The sequence below is a fragment of the Candidatus Kaistella beijingensis genome, assembly GCF_020084865.1.
GTDB lineage: Bacteria > Bacteroidota > Bacteroidia > Flavobacteriales > Weeksellaceae > Kaistella > Kaistella beijingensis.
Genome location: NZ_CP071953.1, coordinates 2,176,589 through 2,196,386 on the forward strand (window position 1 = coordinate 2,176,589; position 19,798 = coordinate 2,196,386).

Genomic DNA, 19,798 nt, shown 5'->3' on the forward strand with positions numbered 1-19,798 from the left:
AAATAATTTCCTTTTTGGCTTTTATCGCCTGAAAGAATAGTCAAATATTTCAATATTTGGGCAGGAGTTCTTTCTTGAGGTAATTGGTAAATCTTTTCTCTAAAATTTCATACAATATTTTAGAAATGATGATGACGACTGCCAATTTCAGAACAAAAAGTAAAATCAACATTAATGGAGATTCGACATGAATTCGCTTGAAAATTATTTCTACAAAAGGATGTGATAAATAAATGGAATAGGAAATATCACCAAGCATTACCAAGAATTTGCTGGATTTTACCTTTAGAAAAAAATCAAAAATAAGAAATGCCAATACAAACAATGATACAGAAACGACCGTAATAAATTGATTCTCAAAATTGAAAAAATTAAAAAAGAAGGCCGCAAAAAGTACGATAAATAAAATAGATATGATCTGAAGAATTTTGTTATCCAGGCGAATTTTAGATAAATACAACCCAAACAAAACCCCTATGATAAAGTAAATATTCTTGAAATCTGTAACCATATTGAGGTAACTGCTTTCAAAATGATACCATTTTCCCAAAACCATTGCAGTTAGAAAAAATAGAATCAGGAAGAGATATCTTTTAGTTTTGAAGAACAGAGAAACTGCAAAAATAAGGTAGAAAAGCATCTCGTAATTGAGTGACCAACCAAGAAATAATACAGGAAATTGGTCTTTTTGAGGAAGAAATAGAAGCGAACTGATTACTCTTTGCAGTCCTTCGGCTTTAAAATACAGCAGGAAGCTCCCTCCCAAAATCATCCACGCGAAAGTGAGCAGATAATATAGTGGAATGATTCTGATCACTCTTTTTTTCAGGAAGGAAATTACGTTTTTTGCGGAATGTTCACCCTTAAATTTTGTGGTGGTATAAACCATGATGAATCCGCTGATAACGAAAAATATTGGAACTCCTATACTGCCTTTGCCAAATAGTAAATCACCCCATTTTTGCGCCCCAAAATTGAGGTCACCCCTAAAATGAAAGCAGCAAACCAAAAGTGCTGAAATCCCGCGTAGAATTTGAAGATTATTGAGTCTCATGATTACCTGTTCAAATAACTGAATCGGTAGCGGGTTTTTAAGATTTTGGGATGGGCAAATACGGTTCTTGCCAATCCAAAATATTTCCGCATTCCCTTTTTCGTTGCCAATTCAAAAGACTTTTTCTGCAAAAAAATATGTTCCTTAAAATTTTCTCTCATGCATTTGTTTCTTGACCATTCAAAAATGGAATTCCAAAGCAGAGCCTGCCTTTGATTATATTTTTCCGAGTAGAGTTTAATTTTCGTAATCCTGTTGTCATCGTGAACCCCGCGAATCGAAACCGCTTCTGCAATATTTCCCGATGCGAGGTTGCAGTGATAAGAAAGTTTGATAATGAAATCTGAATCCTGATGAACCCGTAAATGTTCGTTGAATTTCAAATTGTTTTTGCGGATGCTTTCCGTTCTGACGGTTAAAGCAATCAGCGAAAAGAAACTTCCAAAACTATGATCCAAACCAAGTAGTCCGTAAAAAACATCTTTGCCTTCTGCTGTTTTTTTTACCGTAGTCAGTTCAATTTCTTTAAATTTTTCTTTGAATTCTTTCTTACCTTTTTCCGAAAGAAATTCTGTTCCAATTGCACCGAAAACACCTTCAATGCTGTCGTTTTTGAAGAGTTCTTTTTCCTTCTCAAAACGGTTTGGAAGGTAATAGTCATCTGCGTCTAAAAATGCGATAAAATCTCCTGTAGCCTTTTCTAAACCTAGATTTCTTGTGGCTCCTGCTCCATGATTTCCTTTGTCGGGATGTTGAAATAGTTTTACAGCTCCAAATTCATTTTCCAGAATTTCACAGACTTGTAATGAATGGTCTGTGGAACCATCTTCAACTAAAATAATCTCTTTTACTTCCTCAAACTGGATCGCAGATTCTACTGCTTTCCTGAGGAAAGCTGAAGCATTATAAACAGGGATGATAACGGAAATATTCAAGGGTGGTTGTACGGGTTTAATTTTTATTTTATCCATCAGGAATTATTGTTTGCCCACAAAGCTAGCTGCAACAAATTCCAATGCTTTTTATCTTTACCTAAAAACTTTTGTGTTTGGTGAAAATCAACGAATTCAAAAATTTTTGAATGTTTATTTTTCAGTAAGTCGTCGGACAATTCCATTAAGCTTTTTTCTTCAAACCAATTTTCAACGGACGAACCAAATCCCTGTTTGTGGCGATTTCTGATGGTTTCGGTCCAATAATTTCGCATCGATTCACGAAGAATGATTTTATCATTTTCAGAATCCAGCTTTAAGTTTTCCGGTAACTGTACGCAAAACTCTGCGAAATCTTGATCTAGAAATGGTGTTCGAACTTCAAGAGAATTTGCCATCGCCATTCGGTCCGATTTTACCAACATATTTCCTGGGACGTATTTTTCCAAATCGGTCCGCATAATATCGTTCAAAGAATCAGGATTTGCCGCAAAACTGTATTCCTGGTGGTACTTGGACGAGATTCCCAGTTCTGCCATTTCCCTCGGAAGGAAGTAATTCCGCACTTTATTTTGATGAAAATCCAAAATATTTTGATGACCGATAATTTCTTTGGTGATATAGGAAGTTTCACGAAATTTCCCAAATTGTTTTAAACCAAACTTATACAGCATATTATTATAACTGAAATGGTTTTTCATTTGGTTTTCGATCGTGTAAAACTGATATCCGCCAAAAAGTTCATCACCTACATCGCCCGCCAAAACCACCTTTAAATGTCTTGCAGCCGCCTCGCAGATTTTAAACTGCGGGATGTAACTCATATCTGCGAAGGGTTCGTCAAAAAATGGTGAAACTTTTAAAAGCTCTACGGCAATATTTCCACGGTTTTCGTGAATTTCGATGTGATTGGTTTCATATTTTTGAGCGATTTTTTCTGCAAATTTCAGTTCGCTGTGTTCGCCGGAATAACCAAAACTGATGGTGGTTTGCTTAGGCTTGAACTCATTCACCATCGCAACAATAGTTGAAGAATCTAAACCGCCGCTTAAAAAACTTCCCACCTCAACATCAGCGATCAACTGTTTCTGAACCGCATTCTTCAGCAAATGAACGAATTCTTCCTTCGCATCGGAAAGCGAAATTTGGATGTCGTTTTTTGGAATCGAATAATATCTTTCAATGCTAATATTTCCATTAGAATATACTAGAAAATGAGCGGGAGGAAGTGCAAAAATATTGGAATAAATACTTTGATAAGCACTAACATAACCGTACTGCAAGAAGTGGTAAAGCGCTTCGTTATTGATTTTCGGCACGATCAGTCCGCTTGCCAAAATTGCCTTGATTTCAGAAGCAAAAACAAATTCGCCATTTTTTCCCGTGGCGTAGTACAATGGTTTCTCACCAAAGCGGTCTCTCGCGCAAAAAAGTTCCTGTTTCTCCTCATTCCAGATTGCGAAGGCAAACATTCCGGGAAGTTCATTCAACAACTCTTTGCCTTTCTCCTGATACATCGCCAAAATTACTTCGGTATCGGAAGTTCCACGATAAGGATAATCGGCATATTTTTTCTTTAAATCCTGATAGCCATAGATTTCGCCGTTCAGCACGATACATTCATTTTTGGTATTCGAAAACATGGGCTGTTTTCCGGTTTCAGATAGATCGATAATGGACAATCTTCTGTGACCAAGTGCTGCATTTTCATAGAATTCATGATGTTCCGAATCAGGACCACGATGCGCAATCGAATGGGTCATTTTCTGAAGATTTTCAGAATAATTTCTAGCTTTTGGTGATATGATTCCTGCGATTCCGCACATGGTTTATATTTTTTATTAAATGTGTTTTGAATTTAATGATATCAGAATATTATTTTACTTTATTAATTACAAATTCATTTCTACTTCATTTTTGCCAAGATTTAAGAAGCAAGAACAATCCTAATGGAGAAAAATACTCACATGTGGATTTCCGTCTAACATTAAAATCCTAAAAAAACCAGCTAAGTCATACTAAATTTACAGATTTAAAAATGGATGCGGGCTTGTTGAAAGAATTTTTTTCAGCTTTTTTAGTTCATTACTGTTGCTTTGTATTCTTTTCAGAGCGGTTCGCTGATTTTTTGCTTGTTGAAAATTTCCCGTCAAAGCGTTTTTTAAAATTGCTTTCTTCAAAGATTTTGCAAATTCTTCCGGCGTAAAATGGTGATTGGGATCCAGAATATTTGTGTCAATGGATGTATCGGTATATCTCGAGTAGTCAACTTTTCCAAGTTCCTGCTTTCCGTCGTGCACAGCAAAACAGTCTTTTATTAAAAATGTCTTTTTCTCTTTATATCTCAATCGATTTACATACTCGTTATCCTCGCCATAATGAAAAAAATAAGGATTAAAGCCTCCCACTTTTTCCACGGTATCTTTAGGCAAAAACCAGTGTGCGGCATTAATGAAATCGAGTTCGAAGTATTTTCGGTTTTGGTTTAAAAGCAAATCTGTGAAAATCCTGTCTTTAAAGGCGTTTGTGCCCAAATATTTTTCGACAAAAATTTCCAGTTTTTTTTCAGAGCCGTCTAAATGGATTGGGCTTAAAATGCCGATTTCGACTTTATTGTGATAATTTTCGTAGAAATTGATCAGTTTCTGAACGGTGTCTTCAAAAATCCACGCATCCTGATTCATCAGATAAAAAAATTCTGCGCCATTTTTGTAGGCGAGCTCTATACCTAAATTATTGGCTTTCCCAAAACCCAAATTTTCCGGTGACTGAATGAGTTCTACTTCCGGAAAATTGCTTTTGATGAATTCTTGTGTGCCATCTGTAGAACCGTTATCTACAACTATTACCTGAAGAGGAGTTGATGATTTTCGCAAACTGGAAAAACATCTTTCCGCCCATTTCATGGCGTTGTAGGTGACGATGATGAAGTAGATTCTAGGCATTTCAATGTGTTCAAATTTTTGCTTCTAATTCCTTGATTATTTTTGCAGGAACTCCAGCCGCGATACAGTTCGCGGGAATGTCCTTTGTTACCACGCTATTGGCGCCAATGATTGCATTTTCGCCGATGGTTATATTGGGTAAAATCGCTACACCTTCACCAATCCAAACATTGTTTTTAATAATTACTGGACCTTTAGAAATTAACGGTCTTTCGTTTGGTGCGATCTTCAACATTTCTTTGGAAAATTCGCCATGATTATGATCAGAGATATAGATTCTACTTGCCAAAAGACAATTGTCTCCAATTTCAATGTGGTTTATACACCCGATGTGCACATCGTTGTTGATTTTTACATTGTTTCCAATCTGTAGTCGTGGTGAAAACTTTTCTTCATTGAACTTGTCGATAGCTTCAATGCGCAACCGGTTTAAAGCAAAGAAATCATTTCCAATCTCGATATATTTTTCTCCACTAATCCGATAATCTGAACCAATATTGAAGTTTTTCCCAACCGATTTAAACCCGATTGACTGCATTGCCAAATAATCCTGTTTTCTTCTGTATTTTTCCAATACCCTAAATAACTTGACCACTATTTTTTCTTTGATTCTATTTAACATGAAACAAATTTAGGAAAATGTGTAAGCTTAGTGCCAAATAGTTGGTGAATAAACCTTTCCAATGTTGAAGTTTTCCAGATGTGCAAATTCGTCATTATTGTTAATTACCGAAAAATCACAGCATTTTTCAACTACGTCAAATGGTGAACTTCCTGGCTTGTATAAATAAATACTCAACGAATAATTTCCTTTCACCAAAGTGTTTTGAGGAATCGTTATCGAGAATGAATTCTTGTCTTCAATAGGCTGCTCTGCAGAGAAAATTGGTTGTTCGTCACCATCCATTATTCGGATTAGGATAAAGAAATGTGAGTTTTTCGGCAAATGGTTTTCAATTTTAAAATGAAATGAAATATTTTCATTGCTGTAAAATTCTGCACTGTCGCCTAATATCTCTGCTACTGAAACATATAAATCCTTTTGTTTTTTTGCGATGTATTTTTCGTATGTGTCTATTCGCAATTGTTTATACGCATAACTCACCTCTTCTATATTTCCATTTTTCAAGAGTAAGCCTTTGTCCAACAAAATTCCAGATTTACATAAATTGTTGACCGCCGCCATATTATGACTCACAAACAGCACCGTCCTTCCTTCACCCTTACTCACATCTCCCATCTTCCCCAAACATTTCTTCTGAAACTCCGCATCTCCCACAGCCAAAACTTCATCCACAATCAAAATCTCAGATTCCAAATGAGCGGCAACAGCAAACGCAAGACGAACGTACATTCCGGATGAATATCTTTTTACAGGTGTATCGATATATCTCTCCACTCCAGAGAAATCTACAATCTCATCAAATTTTCGGTTGATTTCCTTTCTGGTCATTCCAAGGATTGCTCCATTGAGGTATATGTTTTCTCTGCCTGTCATTTCGGGGTGAAATCCGGTTCCAACTTCGAGCAGCGAGGCAATTCTTCCGTTGCTATAAATTTTTCCGGTTGTTGGTTTTGTTACTTTGCTTAAAAGTTTTAGCAAAGTTGATTTTCCGGCCCCGTTTCTTCCGATAATTCCTACCGCGTCCCCTTGTTCTACTTCAAAATTGATGTCCCGCAGAGACCATACGTATTCAGATTCGCCTTTTGATGTTCTGTCATTGGTTTCCCCAATTCTCAAATAAGGGTCTTCTTTTCCGCGGATTTGCGCCCATAATCTGTTCAGGTCATGCGAAAGCGTTCCCGTTCCCACTTGTCCGAGTCGGTATTGTTTTGATATGTTTTCTGCTTTTAGTGCGAGCATTTTTTAAGATTTGGCGAGTGAATATAAATGCAATTTTTTTTGGTCTTTATTTTAAAAGGATGTTCTATTTATTTTTGATTTTCTTTTATTACTTTCACGAAGGCATCTCCCCATTTTTGGCAGGGTTCAATGTGATTTCCTTCCGCCCATTCATTCCATGATTTAATAATTACAAATTTGTTCTTATCGAGGTTATTATTAGCAAATGTCACTGCCTTTTTTACCTCATGAGCAAAATTTTCTGGAGAAGAATTGGTAAAGAGGAATCCCTTTTCTTTGCTTCGTGGGCTGTTGTCCCAATTCGGCAACAACATAGGATAAGTTTCCACATTCGAGTTGGTATAAACCAATGATTTAAAGAATTTTGCGTAATCGATTTTCCTGATTGATTTTTTGCCAATCACCTTTTCCTTGATCAGGTTTTTCAATTTTACTATTCTTGAATCATCGAGTTCTTCATTCAACAACATATTGTAATCGCCCGAAATTTTGGCATCAAAATTCTTTGCGGCATAATCGATGTGGTTTCCTGATCTGTTGCTTGCTACGAAGTACATTCCATCAAATCCATTCTCTTTTGCCAGTTTTTCAAAAATCTCCATAAACTCTTGCGGAACTGCAACCGGATCGTAGATTACGAAAAATGGCTTGTTATCAATTTTGATATATCGGTCGTCTTTAAAGAATGGTAGTACATAATTGAAATAGTTGGTATAATCTCTTTTTCCTAAATATTTTTGTTCTGCCAATATTTTTTTTGCATCATCTATTCCGTGCCAAATTCCCCGCCAAGTTTCGTTTGCCCAACAAAAACAGAATGGTAAATCAATGTCTTTATTTTCAAACATGTTTTCCGCAGGTTTCTCCAAAAGCATTTTACCGTCACCAAACCAATACTGATAATAGATGAATCCGTAAATGCCGTTTTCCTTTGCTAATTCTGCCTGTTTTTGTTGGATTCCTTCAGTTTTCAGTAAGTCATAATATCCCAGTTCACCCGGTATTACAGGCTGGTTGTGATTTTTAAATAAAGGTTTCGCTTTCTTCACGTTCGTCCATTCCGTAAATCCTTCTCCCCACCATTCATCATTTTCAGGGATTTGGTGGTATTGCGGAAGGTAAAATGCGAGATATTTTATGTTTTGCGACATGATAGGGCTGCGTCTTATTTAAATCTTAATATTTTCTCGTTTCACATATTTCACATCTTCGGCTACCATTTCTTTTACTAGCATAGCTAAATTATATTTTGGCGTCCATCCTAATTTTTCTTTTGCTTTGGTGGCATCGCCCACAAGCAAATCTACTTCTGCGGGGCGGAAATATCTTTGGTGAACCTTCACCACCACGTCTCCAACTTTGATGTTGCCGCTTTTTTCTCCCGTTTTCGTTACAATCGCTTTCTCATCTTCTCCATTTCCATCAAATGAAAGCTCCACATCAACTTCCTTAAAAGCTAACACAATAAAATCTCTGATCGAAGTGGTGACTCCAGTTGCAATTACAAAATCTTCTGGTTCTTCTTGTTGCAACATCAACCACATTGCTTCAACATAATCTTTTGCGTGTCCCCAATCTCTTTTCGCGTCGAAATTTCCTAATTCCAGGCAATAATCTATTCCGTTCACCATTTTTGCGATTCCGTAGGTGATTTTTCTGGTCACAAAATTTTCACCACGCATCGGACTTTCATGATTAAAGAGAATTCCGTTGCAAGCATATAAATTGTAAGCTTCCCTATAATTCACGGTAATCCAGTAACCATACAATTTTGCAACTCCATACGGTGAACGTGGATAAAAAGGTGTTTTTTCAGTTTGTGGAACTTCCTGAACTTTTCCGTACAATTCAGAAGTTGAGGCCTGATAAATTCTGGTTTTATTTTGCAGTCCCAATATTCTTACGGCCTCTAATAATCGTAATGTACCTATTGCATCTGCGTTTGCAGTATATTCCGGAGTTTCGAAACTTACCTGAACATGGCTTTGTGCTGCTAAGTTATAAATTTCGTCGGGTTGTGTTTGTTGGATGATTCGGATAATGTTGGAACTGTCCGTCATATCGCCATAATGCAAATGGAAATTTGGGTGATGTTTTTCAATCACATGATCGATACGATCGGTGTTTATAAGAGATGTTCTTCTTTTGATTCCGTGTACAGTATACCCTTTTCCGAGAAGGAAATCGGTGAGATAAGCGCCGTCTTGTCCAGTAATTCCTGTGATTAACGCTGTTTTATTTTCCATCATTTTTGTTTATTTTTTTCATGAAGTCGTTCTTCTTATTTTGCAAATTAGTAATTTTAAATGCAATTTTTAGTATTTCTGCAAAATCTAAATGCGGATTTCTCTTATGGTAAGATTTTGCAAAGCGGTATAATTTGAAAGGTCCATACTTTTGTTTCAGATAGCCATTTCTAACCATATAAAAATGTTGTAGAGAAGGTCTGTAAATTTCATGAAATTTTGATTTGACGTTCTGGATATCTGACGAAAAATAATTTTCGAGGCAGGATATAATTTTTTCTTTGTTGGGATTTAGAAGCTCAACGACCTCTAATGATTTGCCACACTTTTCCGAATCATAGCTTACTCCGGCAAAAATATAAAACTCATCGTTTAGAACCTGTATTGTGGGTAGTTTCTTTGCCCAGTCTGAAGTTGAAAGCCATGTAATTCCACTGCTGCAACCTAATAACAGTGTGCAATATTTTGTTAACTCTGCATTTTCCCGAAAACTTAGGGCTTTTGCACTGATAATTTGTGGATTATGTTCTTCAATTTCATTAAGCGTTGAAAGTACAAAACATACATCGGAATTGTTCTTGGTAATCTCCTTCGAAATTTCTAGTGCGAGATCGAAATTCATGTTCGACTGTCCGCTTCCGGGGCTGCATTCGAAAAGTACAACATGTTTATATTTAGATAAATTGTTTCTTTCGGCAAAAATTTTTACGGTTTCAACCTCTTTATCGCTCAGCCTTATTACAGGAGAAGCATCAACCGTAATCTTATTTTTATAAGCATTTAAAATTGTTGAGCGAATTGTGCCATCAAACCTTATAAAGTTGTAAGAACCAATTTGTGAAAAAATAACTTCATCGAATATTCCCTGTTTTTTTCTTCTCAGAGCTTCATTTTCAAACTCCAACCAACCGTCGTCATACAAATCTGGATTTTCGATGATCCAAAATTCATCAATGTGCGGATTAAGTTCAAGTATGCTTTTATATTTTTTGTGAACAGCCCAGGTTACATGACTGTTTGGATAGTCGTGCTTAATTTGTTTGGCAATCGTCGTCGCATAGAGACAGTCGCCAAAACAACCGAGTTGTCCTATTAAAAACTTTTTTGGTTTATCCATTATTTTTTAAGGTTAAGCTTTCCTTAAAACCATTGTCAATCAAGTCGATACAGTTGTTTCTTTCCAAGTTTAAAATCGCCAATCTATTGATGACATGATTTTTTTCATCTGCATTTACGTTTTCAAAATCATAAACTTTTTCCTGCTCATGCCACAGTTCGCAATTAATTTCCGCCAGTTTTGCAAACACTTCGCCAATACTTCCTGAAATTGCTGAAGTTTCATTTCCTTCTTTTTTAAAGACTTTATTAGCTTTGAAAGTTAGTTTGTTCAGTGGAATTAAACCATTAATTGCATCGCTCACAAAATCCTGTATTTCTTCCTGAAGTTGTAGCTGCTGTTCGTTTAGAGAAGATAATCTTACAGGATCTTCCGTATGGTATTGTTTTAATTTTACGATGGTGAGTTTATCGCAAAGCGATCCTAATGTTTCTGCCATTTCTTAATTTTTTAACATCAATTCTGCTAATTGCTTCATGTTTACTTTAGGTTTCCAACCTAGGTTTTTAATTTTTGTAGGATCAGAAACCAATTTTTTGTAGGGAGATTTATAGCTTTCATTTTTTTTGATATAGTTGAAAACATCTTCTACACCTGTAATTTCTGCACAGATTTTAATCCAATCTTTAACAGGATAACTTTTCCCGCTTCCCAAAACAGCTTCGGTTACACTGTCTTGATTTACCAAAACCCAAACCGCTTCCATCATATCACCTGCAAAGTTGAACTCCTTTTCTGCATCAAGGTCTCCAATTTCAACAGTTTCAGAAATCCCGCTTTTTATTTTGTTGATGGCGTTTGTAATCTTTTTGTTAATATGGTGCTCATTTCGCAGGGGACTGTCGTGGTTGAAGAAATAACCCACATAAACTTGTAAGCCGAGTTTTCGATAATATCTCGCCGTATAAACCGACTGAATTCGTGCAAGAGAATAAGCAGATGAAGCTTCGAAATCTGTTTCTTCATTAATGGGACCGCCTTCATTTTTAAACTGAATTGCACTGCCCGATATAAAAACTTTGCAGTGTAAGTTGTTTCTGTAAACCGATTCTAAAATATTCAAGGTTCCCGTAGAAATACTTTCATAATTTTCGAACAATGCATTGTGGTGCGTTACCGAATTTGCGGCAAGATGAAAAATATATTCTGGCTGAATTTCTTTGATGAGGTTTTCCACGAATGTGAAATCAGAAAGATTGCCCGTAATAAATTCTTCATTGTTTCTGGAAACACCAATAACTTCGATATGCTCTCTCTCAAGTATTTGAGTGAGATAAAAACCGTCTTGTCCAGTAATTCCAAAAACGAGCGCTCTTGCCATTATTTATTATAAAACCAATTTTTATTTACAAAAATCGTGTTGATATAGGTGTCTGCATATACTTCGTAACCTCTTGTTTCCATGTAATCCTTGATTGAGGAATCCTTCGGTCGGATATGATTTTCGCTATAGGTGCAGGTTTCGACACAAATTGCGGGAATCGGATATTTCTCAAAATCAAGGGTCTTCAACACCATAAGATCCAAACCTTCAATATCCACCGAAAGAAAATGGGGATAGGTTTCAAAATTATCCTCAATGATCTTGTTGATGGTAATCAAAGGCACTTTAACAACTCTTTCTATCTTGTAATTACCCTGTCCTTCACGGAACTGTGCTTCTTCTTTATCAAATGTGCTAATTGCGGGCTCATTGAACACATAAAAATCTGCTTCGCCGTTTTCGGGAGCAACACCTGCATTGATGACCTTGTCTCTGGAACGAATTTTTTTGATGTTTTCAATCAGCGAGGCATCCGCTTCTACACAAACTCCAGTGGAACCGCGCTTATAAAAAGCATAAGTGTTGTTTCCGAAGTTGGGTATATTTGTTCCTAAATCTAAATATTTTATATTTCTGATTCCATAGTCCGAAAACAGAAAATTCACGACCGCATCTTCTCCTGCTTGCGAATAAGAGTTTTGCTTCGATCTTTCCAAAACAGTAATCTGTAATTGGGGATATATACTGTAAAGTATCTTTCCAACGAAATCTTTAATCTTACGTTTCATAAGTTAGATGATTTCAATTTCAGGTAACGGGAAAATAAATTTGCCTCCGTTTTTGCGAAACTCCTTCTCGCGTTCCAAAATACTGTGGCGGAAATGCCATGGAAGCACCAGAAAATAGTCTGGGTTCATTTCCTTGGCGTCTTTTTCAGAAATAATCGGAATATGTGTTGCAGGAGTGAGGCTGCCAAACTTTTGTTCATTTACTTCTGCAATGCAGGTAATTTGTTCTGGGGTAAAATCGCAATACTGCAGCAGAACGTTCCCTTTTGTTGAAGCACCATATCCAAAAACTTTTTTCCCGTCGGCAACTAATGCGTTGATCAAAGAAACCAGTTGCTCTTTGTGGTTTTTCATTCGCTCCGCAAAGGCGAGATAAGGTTCAACAGTATCAAGTTTCATGTTTTTTTCCTGTTGCAGCATCCAGTTGATTACAGCGGAATTTGGAGTATATGATGATTCCTTTTTTGCTGCCGTAATTGCAAAACTTCCACCGTTGATGTCATTGGTCTGCACGTCAACGATCTTCATTTCGTTATTTTCAAGTAGATTTTTTACCACTTTCAGGGAATAAAATTCTAAGTGTTCGTGGCAAAGTGTGTCGTACGAATTTGCACGCAACATCGACGGCATGTAGCTTTGCTCAAAATGCCAAATTCCTTCATCATCCAAAACCTCATGAATGTCTTTCACGAATGCATTCGGATCCTCCAAATCGTAGAACATGGCGATCGAGGTAATGATTTTCGCTTTTTTTTCACCGAATTCGTTTTTAAAGGCTTCAGCAGTAAAGAAATCTGGAATTAAGCGAATGTTTTCTGGATAGTATTCGATAAACTTTTTCCCCGTTGGATCAATTCCCACTTTCTCGCAATCGGTTTCATAAGCTTTCAAGGAAGTTGCGTCGTTACTGCCGATATCAATAACCAAATCTTCAGTTTTTAATTGAGCCAAAGTTTCCAGTGTCTTAATTTTTTGGGTTAGGTGATTTACCATGAACGCGTTAAGACCTGATCTATAGCCGTAATTATCACCATACATTTCATCCAGACTGTAGCTTTGTTCTAACTGAAGCAGCCCGCAATCAGAACACCAAACCATATCAACCGGACCTGTGGTTATTTTTTCTTCTTTAGTTTTTGGAAAAACACCAGTTAGTTGCTGTTCGCCTAAAGACAGGGTATGTTGTAAGTTATTGCTTTTGCAAATACGGCACTGTGTAATTTTATTGTACATTATTTAGGTAATATTAAATAGTTTTGACCCATTGAAACTTTTGAGAATTTGTAGCCAATTTCGTTTACAAAATCAACATAATCTTGGAAGCATAAATTTAGATCGTCTTCAAAAGAATATTCGTACTCAAAAATGATAGGCATCTTATATTTTTTTATTGTTTGAACGGCTCCTTTAAGTGCAAATAAATCACCTCCCTGCACATCAATTTTCATAAAACTCACTGGCTTTTCAAATTCGATATCATCAATTTTTATGGTTTTTACTGGTCGTCCTTTACCATTTACATAGTCGATCCCATAGGAACCATAAGTTCCAAATTTCTCAAAATCCTGAACGGGAAAATATAGGGTTTCATTGCTTTTGTCGTGAACCGCTCCAAATACTGCTTTAACTTTTGCGGAATTCTCAGCAACGTTCTTTTCAAGAATATCAAAGACAAAATCATCGGCTTCGAATGCATAAACATATCCCTCATTTCCTACAAACTGCGACATAAGAATCGCCATCTGTCCAAAGTTAGAGCCAACATCCAAAACAATAGTGTTAGATTTGATGTATTTTTTCGCAATTTCTAAAATAGGTTCATCAAAAATTTTATCTTGTTTTATGGCGATTGCAATAACATCTTGATGAGCGTGCGTCGGTAAAAAATATTTCCCAGTTTTTGTTTCAAATAAAGAGAGGGCATTACTTTTAAATGATTTCTTTAACGAAGTGTTTTTATCAAACTTTGAAATTTTATATCCCAAACTGTTAACGATTTTTTGTAGACCTTCTTTAATCATGATGTTTTAAGTATTATTAGTTTATAAATGTAAGAGTAAGGTGATTTGATTTTTTTAATTGTTTTAAATAAATCTAAACTGTATCCATAAAACTTTTTTCCACTTTATTGAAAATAAGTATTCCTAAAGCAAGTATGAAAAAAATAATTGCAGAACTCACAATCAACATCAAGGGTGAAAAGTCTCCGGATCCCATCCAACCGTATTTGAAACATTCAAAAATTCCCGATAAAGGGTTATAAAAAGCAAGCTTCTTCCAAATTCCCGATAAAACAGAAAGCGGATAAACCACCGGTGTTGCATACATATACAAACTCACCCCGAATGTTAAAAGCATCTGTAAGTCACGGTATTTTGTCGTCATCGCCGAGAAAATCATTCCTGCGCCTAATGCAAAAGCAGCCATTAGAATAATTAAAAACGGCGTGGCCAAAATCCAAATATTTGGCTGTATTTCTCCCTTAAAAAGGTAGAAAAAGAAAACCAGAAGAAAAAGAAGGAACTGCACGCCGAAACGCATCAAATTTGAAATTACCACCGTTAAAGGCATCACCAAACGTGGGAAATACACCTTGCCAAAAATTCCTGCATTGGATGTAAAAACATTAGATGCTCCGGTTAAACAGCTCGCAAAATAATTCCACAACGTTACTCCGGAAAGATAGAATAGAACTTTCGGAACGCCGTCCGTAGAAAGTCCTGCGATATTTCCGAAAATTACGAGGTAAACAATCGTAGTTAAAATGGGGTTGATGAAAAACCAAACGGGACCAAGAACAGTCTGCTTAAAACTGGAGACAAAATCGCGCTTCACAAACATAAACACCAAATCTTTGTAACGCCAAACTTCACCAAGTTTTAGGTCGAAAAGAGAGTGCTTGGATTCGATGGTTTCTGTCCACTGCTGTTGAGGTTCGGTCATTTGTATGTGTAAATTTTCAGCAAAAATAAGGTAAATTAATCAATCTATGAAAATTGTACTCTCGCTAAAAGCAGAGAAGTGATAAATAATGGGACGTAAAGTCGAATTTCGTACAAAATTCCAGTGTAAATACACATAAAAATATAGGGGAGCGCAAAAAGATGAAACATCAAAATATTTTTTTTCGAAGTTCGGTCTTTAGCCAAAATGAGGGTGAAGAGAAAAAATACCAACCAGAACAAAATTCCCAGAATGTTTTTTGGCTGCGTAAGGTTTTGAATAAAGAGATTTCCGTCGTTGGTTGAAAAACTTTCAGTAAAAAATCGCATTCCCAGATAAACCGCTATAAAGGTAATGCCTAAAACCGCAACCGGTAAAATTGCTTCCTTTTTTAAACCAAATTTTCCATACAGCAAAGTGGCCGCCAAAGAAATTGAAAGTGCGGAAGACTCCCTGTTTAAAGTTGAAATCACGATGATCAAACTAAGCAAAATCAAGCTTCTGGTGGAATGAGTTCCGACATATTGAATTAAAACATAAAAAAACAGCAACAAGAAGAAATAACTGGAAACGTCGTAAGGAACTATCACAAATTGCGTGAAGCCAACCACAAAAATTCCTGCCGCTGTCATCAACAACTTCTCTGAACTGGTGGCGACAAAATTTTTCGTTTCGGTGATTAAAACCATTAAAGTGGAACTTAAAATCAGAAAAAGGGTATTTAAAATGTAAAAAGAGATAAACATTTTCGGTTCAGAGTCTTTGTCGAAAAATTTTAACTTAAAGATTTGATAATCAATATTTAAATTTGAAATAAAATCATAAATCCATACTAGAAAATAACCACTTAAAATCCGGTACTTATAAATTCCCGAATGAAACTGCTCCTGAAAATCTTCATCATTCAGGATTTTTGAGGAATAAATATTCCCAAAAGCAAAATACACGAAACTACTGATGACAAAAGCCAAAAGTGCTACGAAAATCAGTTTGGAAAATAAATTTAAGTTCAAGGTAATTAACTAAAAAAGGATTATTTCACCGTTTTTCTTCCTATCGATTTGTAATAAAATCCTGAATTCTCCACCTGTTCCAAAGCAAACATATTTCGTCCGTCGAAAATGGCTTTGTTGTTCATTTTTGCAGCCATTATCTTGAAATTAGGATTTTTAAATTCGCTCCATTCCGTTGCAATTAAAAGGCAGTCAGCGTTTTCAAGAGCGGAATACATGTCTTTAGCATAAGAAATTTTATCACCAAGAATTCTACGAACATTTTCTTCTGCAATGGAATCATACGCAGTAATTTCTGCGCCTTTTTCCAATAAAATTTTAATATTGTCTAAAGACGAAGCTTCCCGAATATCATCGGTATTCGCTTTGAAAGCAAGTCCCCACAAAGCGATTTTTTTACCTTGAAGATTTCCGCCAAAATACTTTTCGATTTCCGAAACAAGAATCACTTTTTGGTTTTGGTTCACATTTTCAGTCGCTTCAAGAATCTGAAAATCAAAGCCTGATTGTTTACCAGATTTAATTAATGCTTTCACGTCTTTCGGGAAACAGCTTCCGCCATAACCAATTCCAGGAAAAAGAAAACGATGACCAATTCTGTCGTCACTTCCCATTCCGAGGCGAACTTTGTCCACATCTGCACCCACTTTTTCGCAATAATTTGCGATTTCGTTCATGAACGTAATTTTCACGGCAAGGAAGGAGTTTGCAGCATATTTGGTCAACTCCGAAGATTTTTCATCCATGAAAATAATCGGGACACCCGTATTGGTAAACGGTTGATAAATCTGAGACATGATTTCACGCGCTTTTTCAGATTCTGTTCCCACCACAACTCTTGCTGGATTCATAGAATCTTCCACGGCAAAACCTTCGCGCAGAAATTCAGGATTAGAAACTACGTCGAAAGGAATTTGTGTTTTTGAAGAAATGGTCTCACGAACTTTATCTGCAGTTCCAACAGGAACGGTGGATTTGTTTACTACCACTTTGTAATCCGTCATCATTTCGCCAATATCATTGGCAACTTTCAAAACGTAGGATAAATCGGCAGAACCGTCTTCTCCGGGTGGAGTTGGTAATGCCAAGTAAATGACTTCGCTTTTATCTAAAGCCTCCTTTAAATCGGTGGTAAAAAATAAGCGCTGCGCCTGAATATTTCGGAGAAACATTTCTTCAAGACCTGGTTCGTAAATAGGGACGATGCCGTTTTTCATGGCTTCCACTTTCTTTGCATCGATATCAACGCAATAAACGTTGTTTCCCAACTCCGCCAAAGTTGTTCCTGTAACCAAACCTACGTAACCTGTTCCGACAATAGTGATATTCAAAATTTGGGTTTTTTAAAAAAATATTTTGCAAAGATAATTATAAAATGTGGAAATTTTTCTAGTTACGAGTTGCCTGATTCCAGGGTTAAATTTTCAGTTAATGAGTTTTTGTTTTTTAAGTTTTAAGGTACAATTTTAATATCTTACATCCAGCTTCTATCACCCAGCTCAAAACAATTTGCATTTTCCCAAGTTTTTTGTATCTTTGCACTCGGATTTACGGAATAAAAATGAAAAGGCCTTCGGAAGAAAGCCTTTTTTCGTAGAAGAAATTCCCCTGTCATTACGAGGTACGAAGCAATCTAGGGGCGAAATTTCCGAAAGAAAATTTTGACGGGGTGGTTTCTAGAATCAATCACAATCAACATGGAATTCAGAAAAAAAATAGAAGAACTTTTAAACAACTTTCTCGAAGAAAGAAAAGACCTGTTTCTCATCGACCTGAAATTTTCAGCAGGGGATGATATTACGGTAATTCTTGATGGGGACAACGGAGTTTCGCTTCAGGATTGTTTGGATGCAAGTCGTGCGATTGAGTTCAATATGGACCGTGAAGATCACGATTTTTCTTTACAGGTGATGAGCGCAGGTTTAAGCGAACCTTTAAGTTCAGAAAGACAATTTAGAAAAAACATCGGTCGAGATTTGGATATCTTAATGAACGATTCCACAAAAATTGAAGGCGAGTTGGCAAAAGTGGATGACGAAAAAATCACTTTAATTCTCCGATACCGAAAACCAAAAGAAGTAGGAAAAGGAAAAGTAGATGTAGAAGAAGAAAAGGAAATCCCTTATTCAGAAATAAAAAAAGCATTAGTAGCAATAAAGTTTTGATGCGGGATGATGGATGCTGGATGACTATTAGGAAGCAGTTTCAAGCATCTCAAACCTTATCAAGATTATAGAAATTTAGAAAAAGAATTATTAATCATTTTAGAAAAAACTGGAAGACGGAGAATAGAAGGTAAATACGGCAAGTGTTGTCACCCCGCATCCATCACCCAACATCCAGCAAAATATTTAAACAAACATATTTATATAATGGACGGTTTAGCATTGATTGAAGCATTTGGCGATTTCAAAGAAGACAAAAACATCAGCAAAATCGATTTGATGGCGATTATCGAGGATTCATTGAAGACTTTGTTGAGAAAAAGATTCGATTCTGATGATCATTTTGACGTGATTGTAAACCCTGATAAAGGTGACTTTCAAATATTTTTGAACAAAACCATCGTGGAAGACGAGATGTCTGAAGACGACGATTTAGAAATTGAAATTTCCGAGGCGAAGAAAATTGACCCAACTTTTGAGGTGGGAGAGGATTTCACCGTGGAAATTCCAATCGAGCAATTGGGAAGAAGAAGTATTTTGACGTTGAAGCAAATTTTGGCGACCAAACTTCAGGAGCACAATAACGCAGTTCTTTACGATCAATTCCGTGACAGAATCGGGGAAATTGTAACGGGAGAGGTTCACCACATTCGTCACAAACACGTGATTTTGTTGGATGATGAAGACAATGAATTCATCTTGCCGAAAGAAAATCAAATTCCTTCCGACTTCTTTAAAAAAGGAGAAAATATTCGTGCAATAGTAGAAAGTGTTGATTTTAAAGGTGCAAAACCACAAATCATCGTTTCAAGAACGGCTCCAAAATTCTTGGAAAAACTTCTTGAACTTGAAATTCCTGAAATCCAGGACGGAACGATTATTCTTAAAAAAGTAGTAAGAATTCCTGGTGAAAAAGCGAAAATCGCAGTGGATGCTTATGACGACAGAATCGATCCTGTTGGAGCTTGTGTTGGAGTGAAAGGATCTAGAATTCATGGCGTTGTGCGTGAGTTGAAGAATGAAAATATTGACGTGATTCAGTGGTCGAAAAACCCTGAAATTATGGTGAAAAGAGCTTTAGGAAACATCACCATCAACAAAATCGAAATCAATCCTGAAACCGAGTATGCATTGGTTTACACGCCGGTGGAAGAAATTTCCAGAGTAATCGGAAAACAGGGACAAAACATTCGTCTTGCTTCTTGGTTAAGCGGTTACGAAATCGATGTTTACAGAGAAACAAGCGAAGATGATGACGTAGAATTGAAAGAATTTGCCGGAACTGAAGAAGGCGATATCGAACAGTGGATCATCGATGAATTCCAAAAAGTGGGATTGAATACGGCGAGAAGTATTCTCGATAAAGACACCGACGCACTTTTGAAAATGGTAGATTTGGAAGAAGAAACCATCGAAGAAGTGAAACAGATTTTGAAGGAGGAATTAGAGGGGTAATTTATTCTCGCT

Annotated in this window: 19 protein-coding genes; 2 read left to right on the forward strand and 17 right to left on the reverse strand. The window is 36.4% G+C overall.

From position 1 onward, the window contains the following. Positions 1-49: 49 nt before the first annotated feature. The 17 genes from J4771_RS10165 to J4771_RS10245 all read right to left on the reverse strand — a co-directional run bounded on the left by J4771_RS10165 (position 50) and on the right by J4771_RS10245 (position 17,497). Positions 50-1,054: an acyltransferase family protein gene (locus tag J4771_RS10165; protein ID WP_224134907.1), complete on the reverse strand. Its 1,005-nt coding sequence runs from the start codon at positions 1,052-1,054 to the stop codon at positions 50-52. 2 nt (positions 1,055-1,056) lie between these two features. Next, positions 1,057-2,025, reverse strand: coding sequence for a glycosyltransferase family 2 protein (locus tag J4771_RS10170; protein WP_224134908.1), 969 nt, complete (start codon positions 2,023-2,025; stop codon positions 1,057-1,059). Beyond that, complete coding sequence (asnB, locus tag J4771_RS10175) at positions 2,025-3,812, reverse strand: asparagine synthase (glutamine-hydrolyzing) (RefSeq protein ID WP_224134909.1); 1,788 nt, start codon at positions 3,810-3,812, stop codon at positions 2,025-2,027. The genes J4771_RS10170 and asnB overlap by 1 nt, the downstream gene beginning before the upstream one ends. A 198-nt stretch (positions 3,813-4,010) precedes the next feature. After that, positions 4,011-4,931, reverse strand: a complete 921-nt coding sequence (locus J4771_RS10180) for a glycosyltransferase family 2 protein (protein ID WP_224134910.1) — start codon at positions 4,929-4,931, stop codon at positions 4,011-4,013. Positions 4,932-4,941: 10 nt separating this feature from the next. Then, positions 4,942-5,526 carry an acyltransferase gene (locus tag J4771_RS10185; protein ID WP_224134911.1) on the reverse strand — a complete coding sequence of 195 codons (585 nt, stop codon included), beginning with the start codon at positions 5,524-5,526 and terminating at the stop codon, positions 4,942-4,944. A gap of 54 nt (positions 5,527-5,580) precedes the next feature. After that, positions 5,581-6,795 carry an ABC transporter ATP-binding protein gene (locus J4771_RS10190; protein ID WP_224134912.1) on the reverse strand — a complete coding sequence of 405 codons (1,215 nt, stop codon included), beginning with the start codon at positions 6,793-6,795 and terminating at the stop codon, positions 5,581-5,583. A gap of 68 nt (positions 6,796-6,863) precedes the next feature. Next, positions 6,864-7,946, reverse strand: a complete 1,083-nt coding sequence (locus J4771_RS10195; protein WP_224134913.1) for a glycosyltransferase WbsX family protein — start codon at positions 7,944-7,946, stop codon at positions 6,864-6,866. 18 nt (positions 7,947-7,964) lie between these two features. Next, positions 7,965-9,041 carry a GDP-mannose 4,6-dehydratase gene (gene gmd, locus J4771_RS10200; RefSeq protein ID WP_224137824.1) on the reverse strand — a complete coding sequence of 359 codons (1,077 nt, stop codon included), beginning with the start codon at positions 9,039-9,041 and terminating at the stop codon, positions 7,965-7,967. Then, positions 9,031-10,158, reverse strand: coding sequence for a glycosyltransferase family 9 protein (locus J4771_RS10205; protein WP_224134914.1), 1,128 nt, complete (start codon positions 10,156-10,158; stop codon positions 9,031-9,033). The genes gmd and J4771_RS10205 overlap by 11 nt, the downstream gene beginning before the upstream one ends. Continuing rightward, positions 10,151-10,597: a hypothetical protein gene (locus tag J4771_RS10210; RefSeq protein WP_224134915.1), complete on the reverse strand. Its 447-nt coding sequence runs from the start codon at positions 10,595-10,597 to the stop codon at positions 10,151-10,153. The genes J4771_RS10205 and J4771_RS10210 overlap by 8 nt, the downstream gene beginning before the upstream one ends. Positions 10,598-10,600: 3 nt before the next feature. Next, on the reverse strand, positions 10,601-11,479 hold the full coding sequence (locus tag J4771_RS10215) for a GDP-mannose 4,6-dehydratase (protein WP_224134916.1): 879 nt from the start codon (positions 11,477-11,479) through the stop codon (positions 10,601-10,603). Continuing rightward, positions 11,479-12,210, reverse strand: coding sequence for an FkbM family methyltransferase (locus J4771_RS10220; protein WP_224134917.1), 732 nt, complete (start codon positions 12,208-12,210; stop codon positions 11,479-11,481). The genes J4771_RS10215 and J4771_RS10220 overlap by 1 nt, the downstream gene beginning before the upstream one ends. A gap of 3 nt (positions 12,211-12,213) precedes the next feature. Next, entirely contained in the window at positions 12,214-13,443 is a 1,230-nt protein-coding gene (locus J4771_RS10225; protein ID WP_224134918.1) for a class I SAM-dependent methyltransferase, read from the reverse strand. After that, positions 13,443-14,231 carry an FkbM family methyltransferase gene (locus J4771_RS10230; RefSeq protein WP_224134919.1) on the reverse strand — a complete coding sequence of 263 codons (789 nt, stop codon included), beginning with the start codon at positions 14,229-14,231 and terminating at the stop codon, positions 13,443-13,445. The genes J4771_RS10225 and J4771_RS10230 overlap by 1 nt, the downstream gene beginning before the upstream one ends. 73 nt (positions 14,232-14,304) lie before the next feature. Next, the gene (locus J4771_RS10235; protein ID WP_224134920.1) at positions 14,305-15,153 is read right to left on the reverse strand and encodes an ABC transporter permease; all 849 of its coding nucleotides are present in this window, start codon (positions 15,151-15,153) and stop codon (positions 14,305-14,307) included. 44 nt (positions 15,154-15,197) lie between these two features. Further along, the gene (locus J4771_RS10240; RefSeq protein ID WP_224134921.1) at positions 15,198-16,166 is read right to left on the reverse strand and encodes a hypothetical protein; all 969 of its coding nucleotides are present in this window, start codon (positions 16,164-16,166) and stop codon (positions 15,198-15,200) included. 20 nt (positions 16,167-16,186) lie between these two features. After that, on the reverse strand, positions 16,187-17,497 hold the full coding sequence (locus J4771_RS10245; protein WP_224134922.1) for a UDP-glucose dehydrogenase family protein: 1,311 nt from the start codon (positions 17,495-17,497) through the stop codon (positions 16,187-16,189). A gap of 366 nt (positions 17,498-17,863) precedes the next feature. Between J4771_RS10245 and rimP the strand changes: the two genes are divergently transcribed. Beyond that, a complete protein-coding gene (gene rimP, locus J4771_RS10250) occupies positions 17,864-18,331 on the forward strand; it encodes a ribosome assembly cofactor RimP (protein ID WP_224134923.1) in 468 nt (155 codons plus the stop codon). Positions 18,332-18,538: 207 nt separating this feature from the next. Then, complete coding sequence (gene nusA / locus J4771_RS10255; protein ID WP_224134924.1) at positions 18,539-19,786, forward strand: transcription termination factor NusA; 1,248 nt, start codon at positions 18,539-18,541, stop codon at positions 19,784-19,786. Positions 19,787-19,798: the final 12 nt, after the last annotated feature.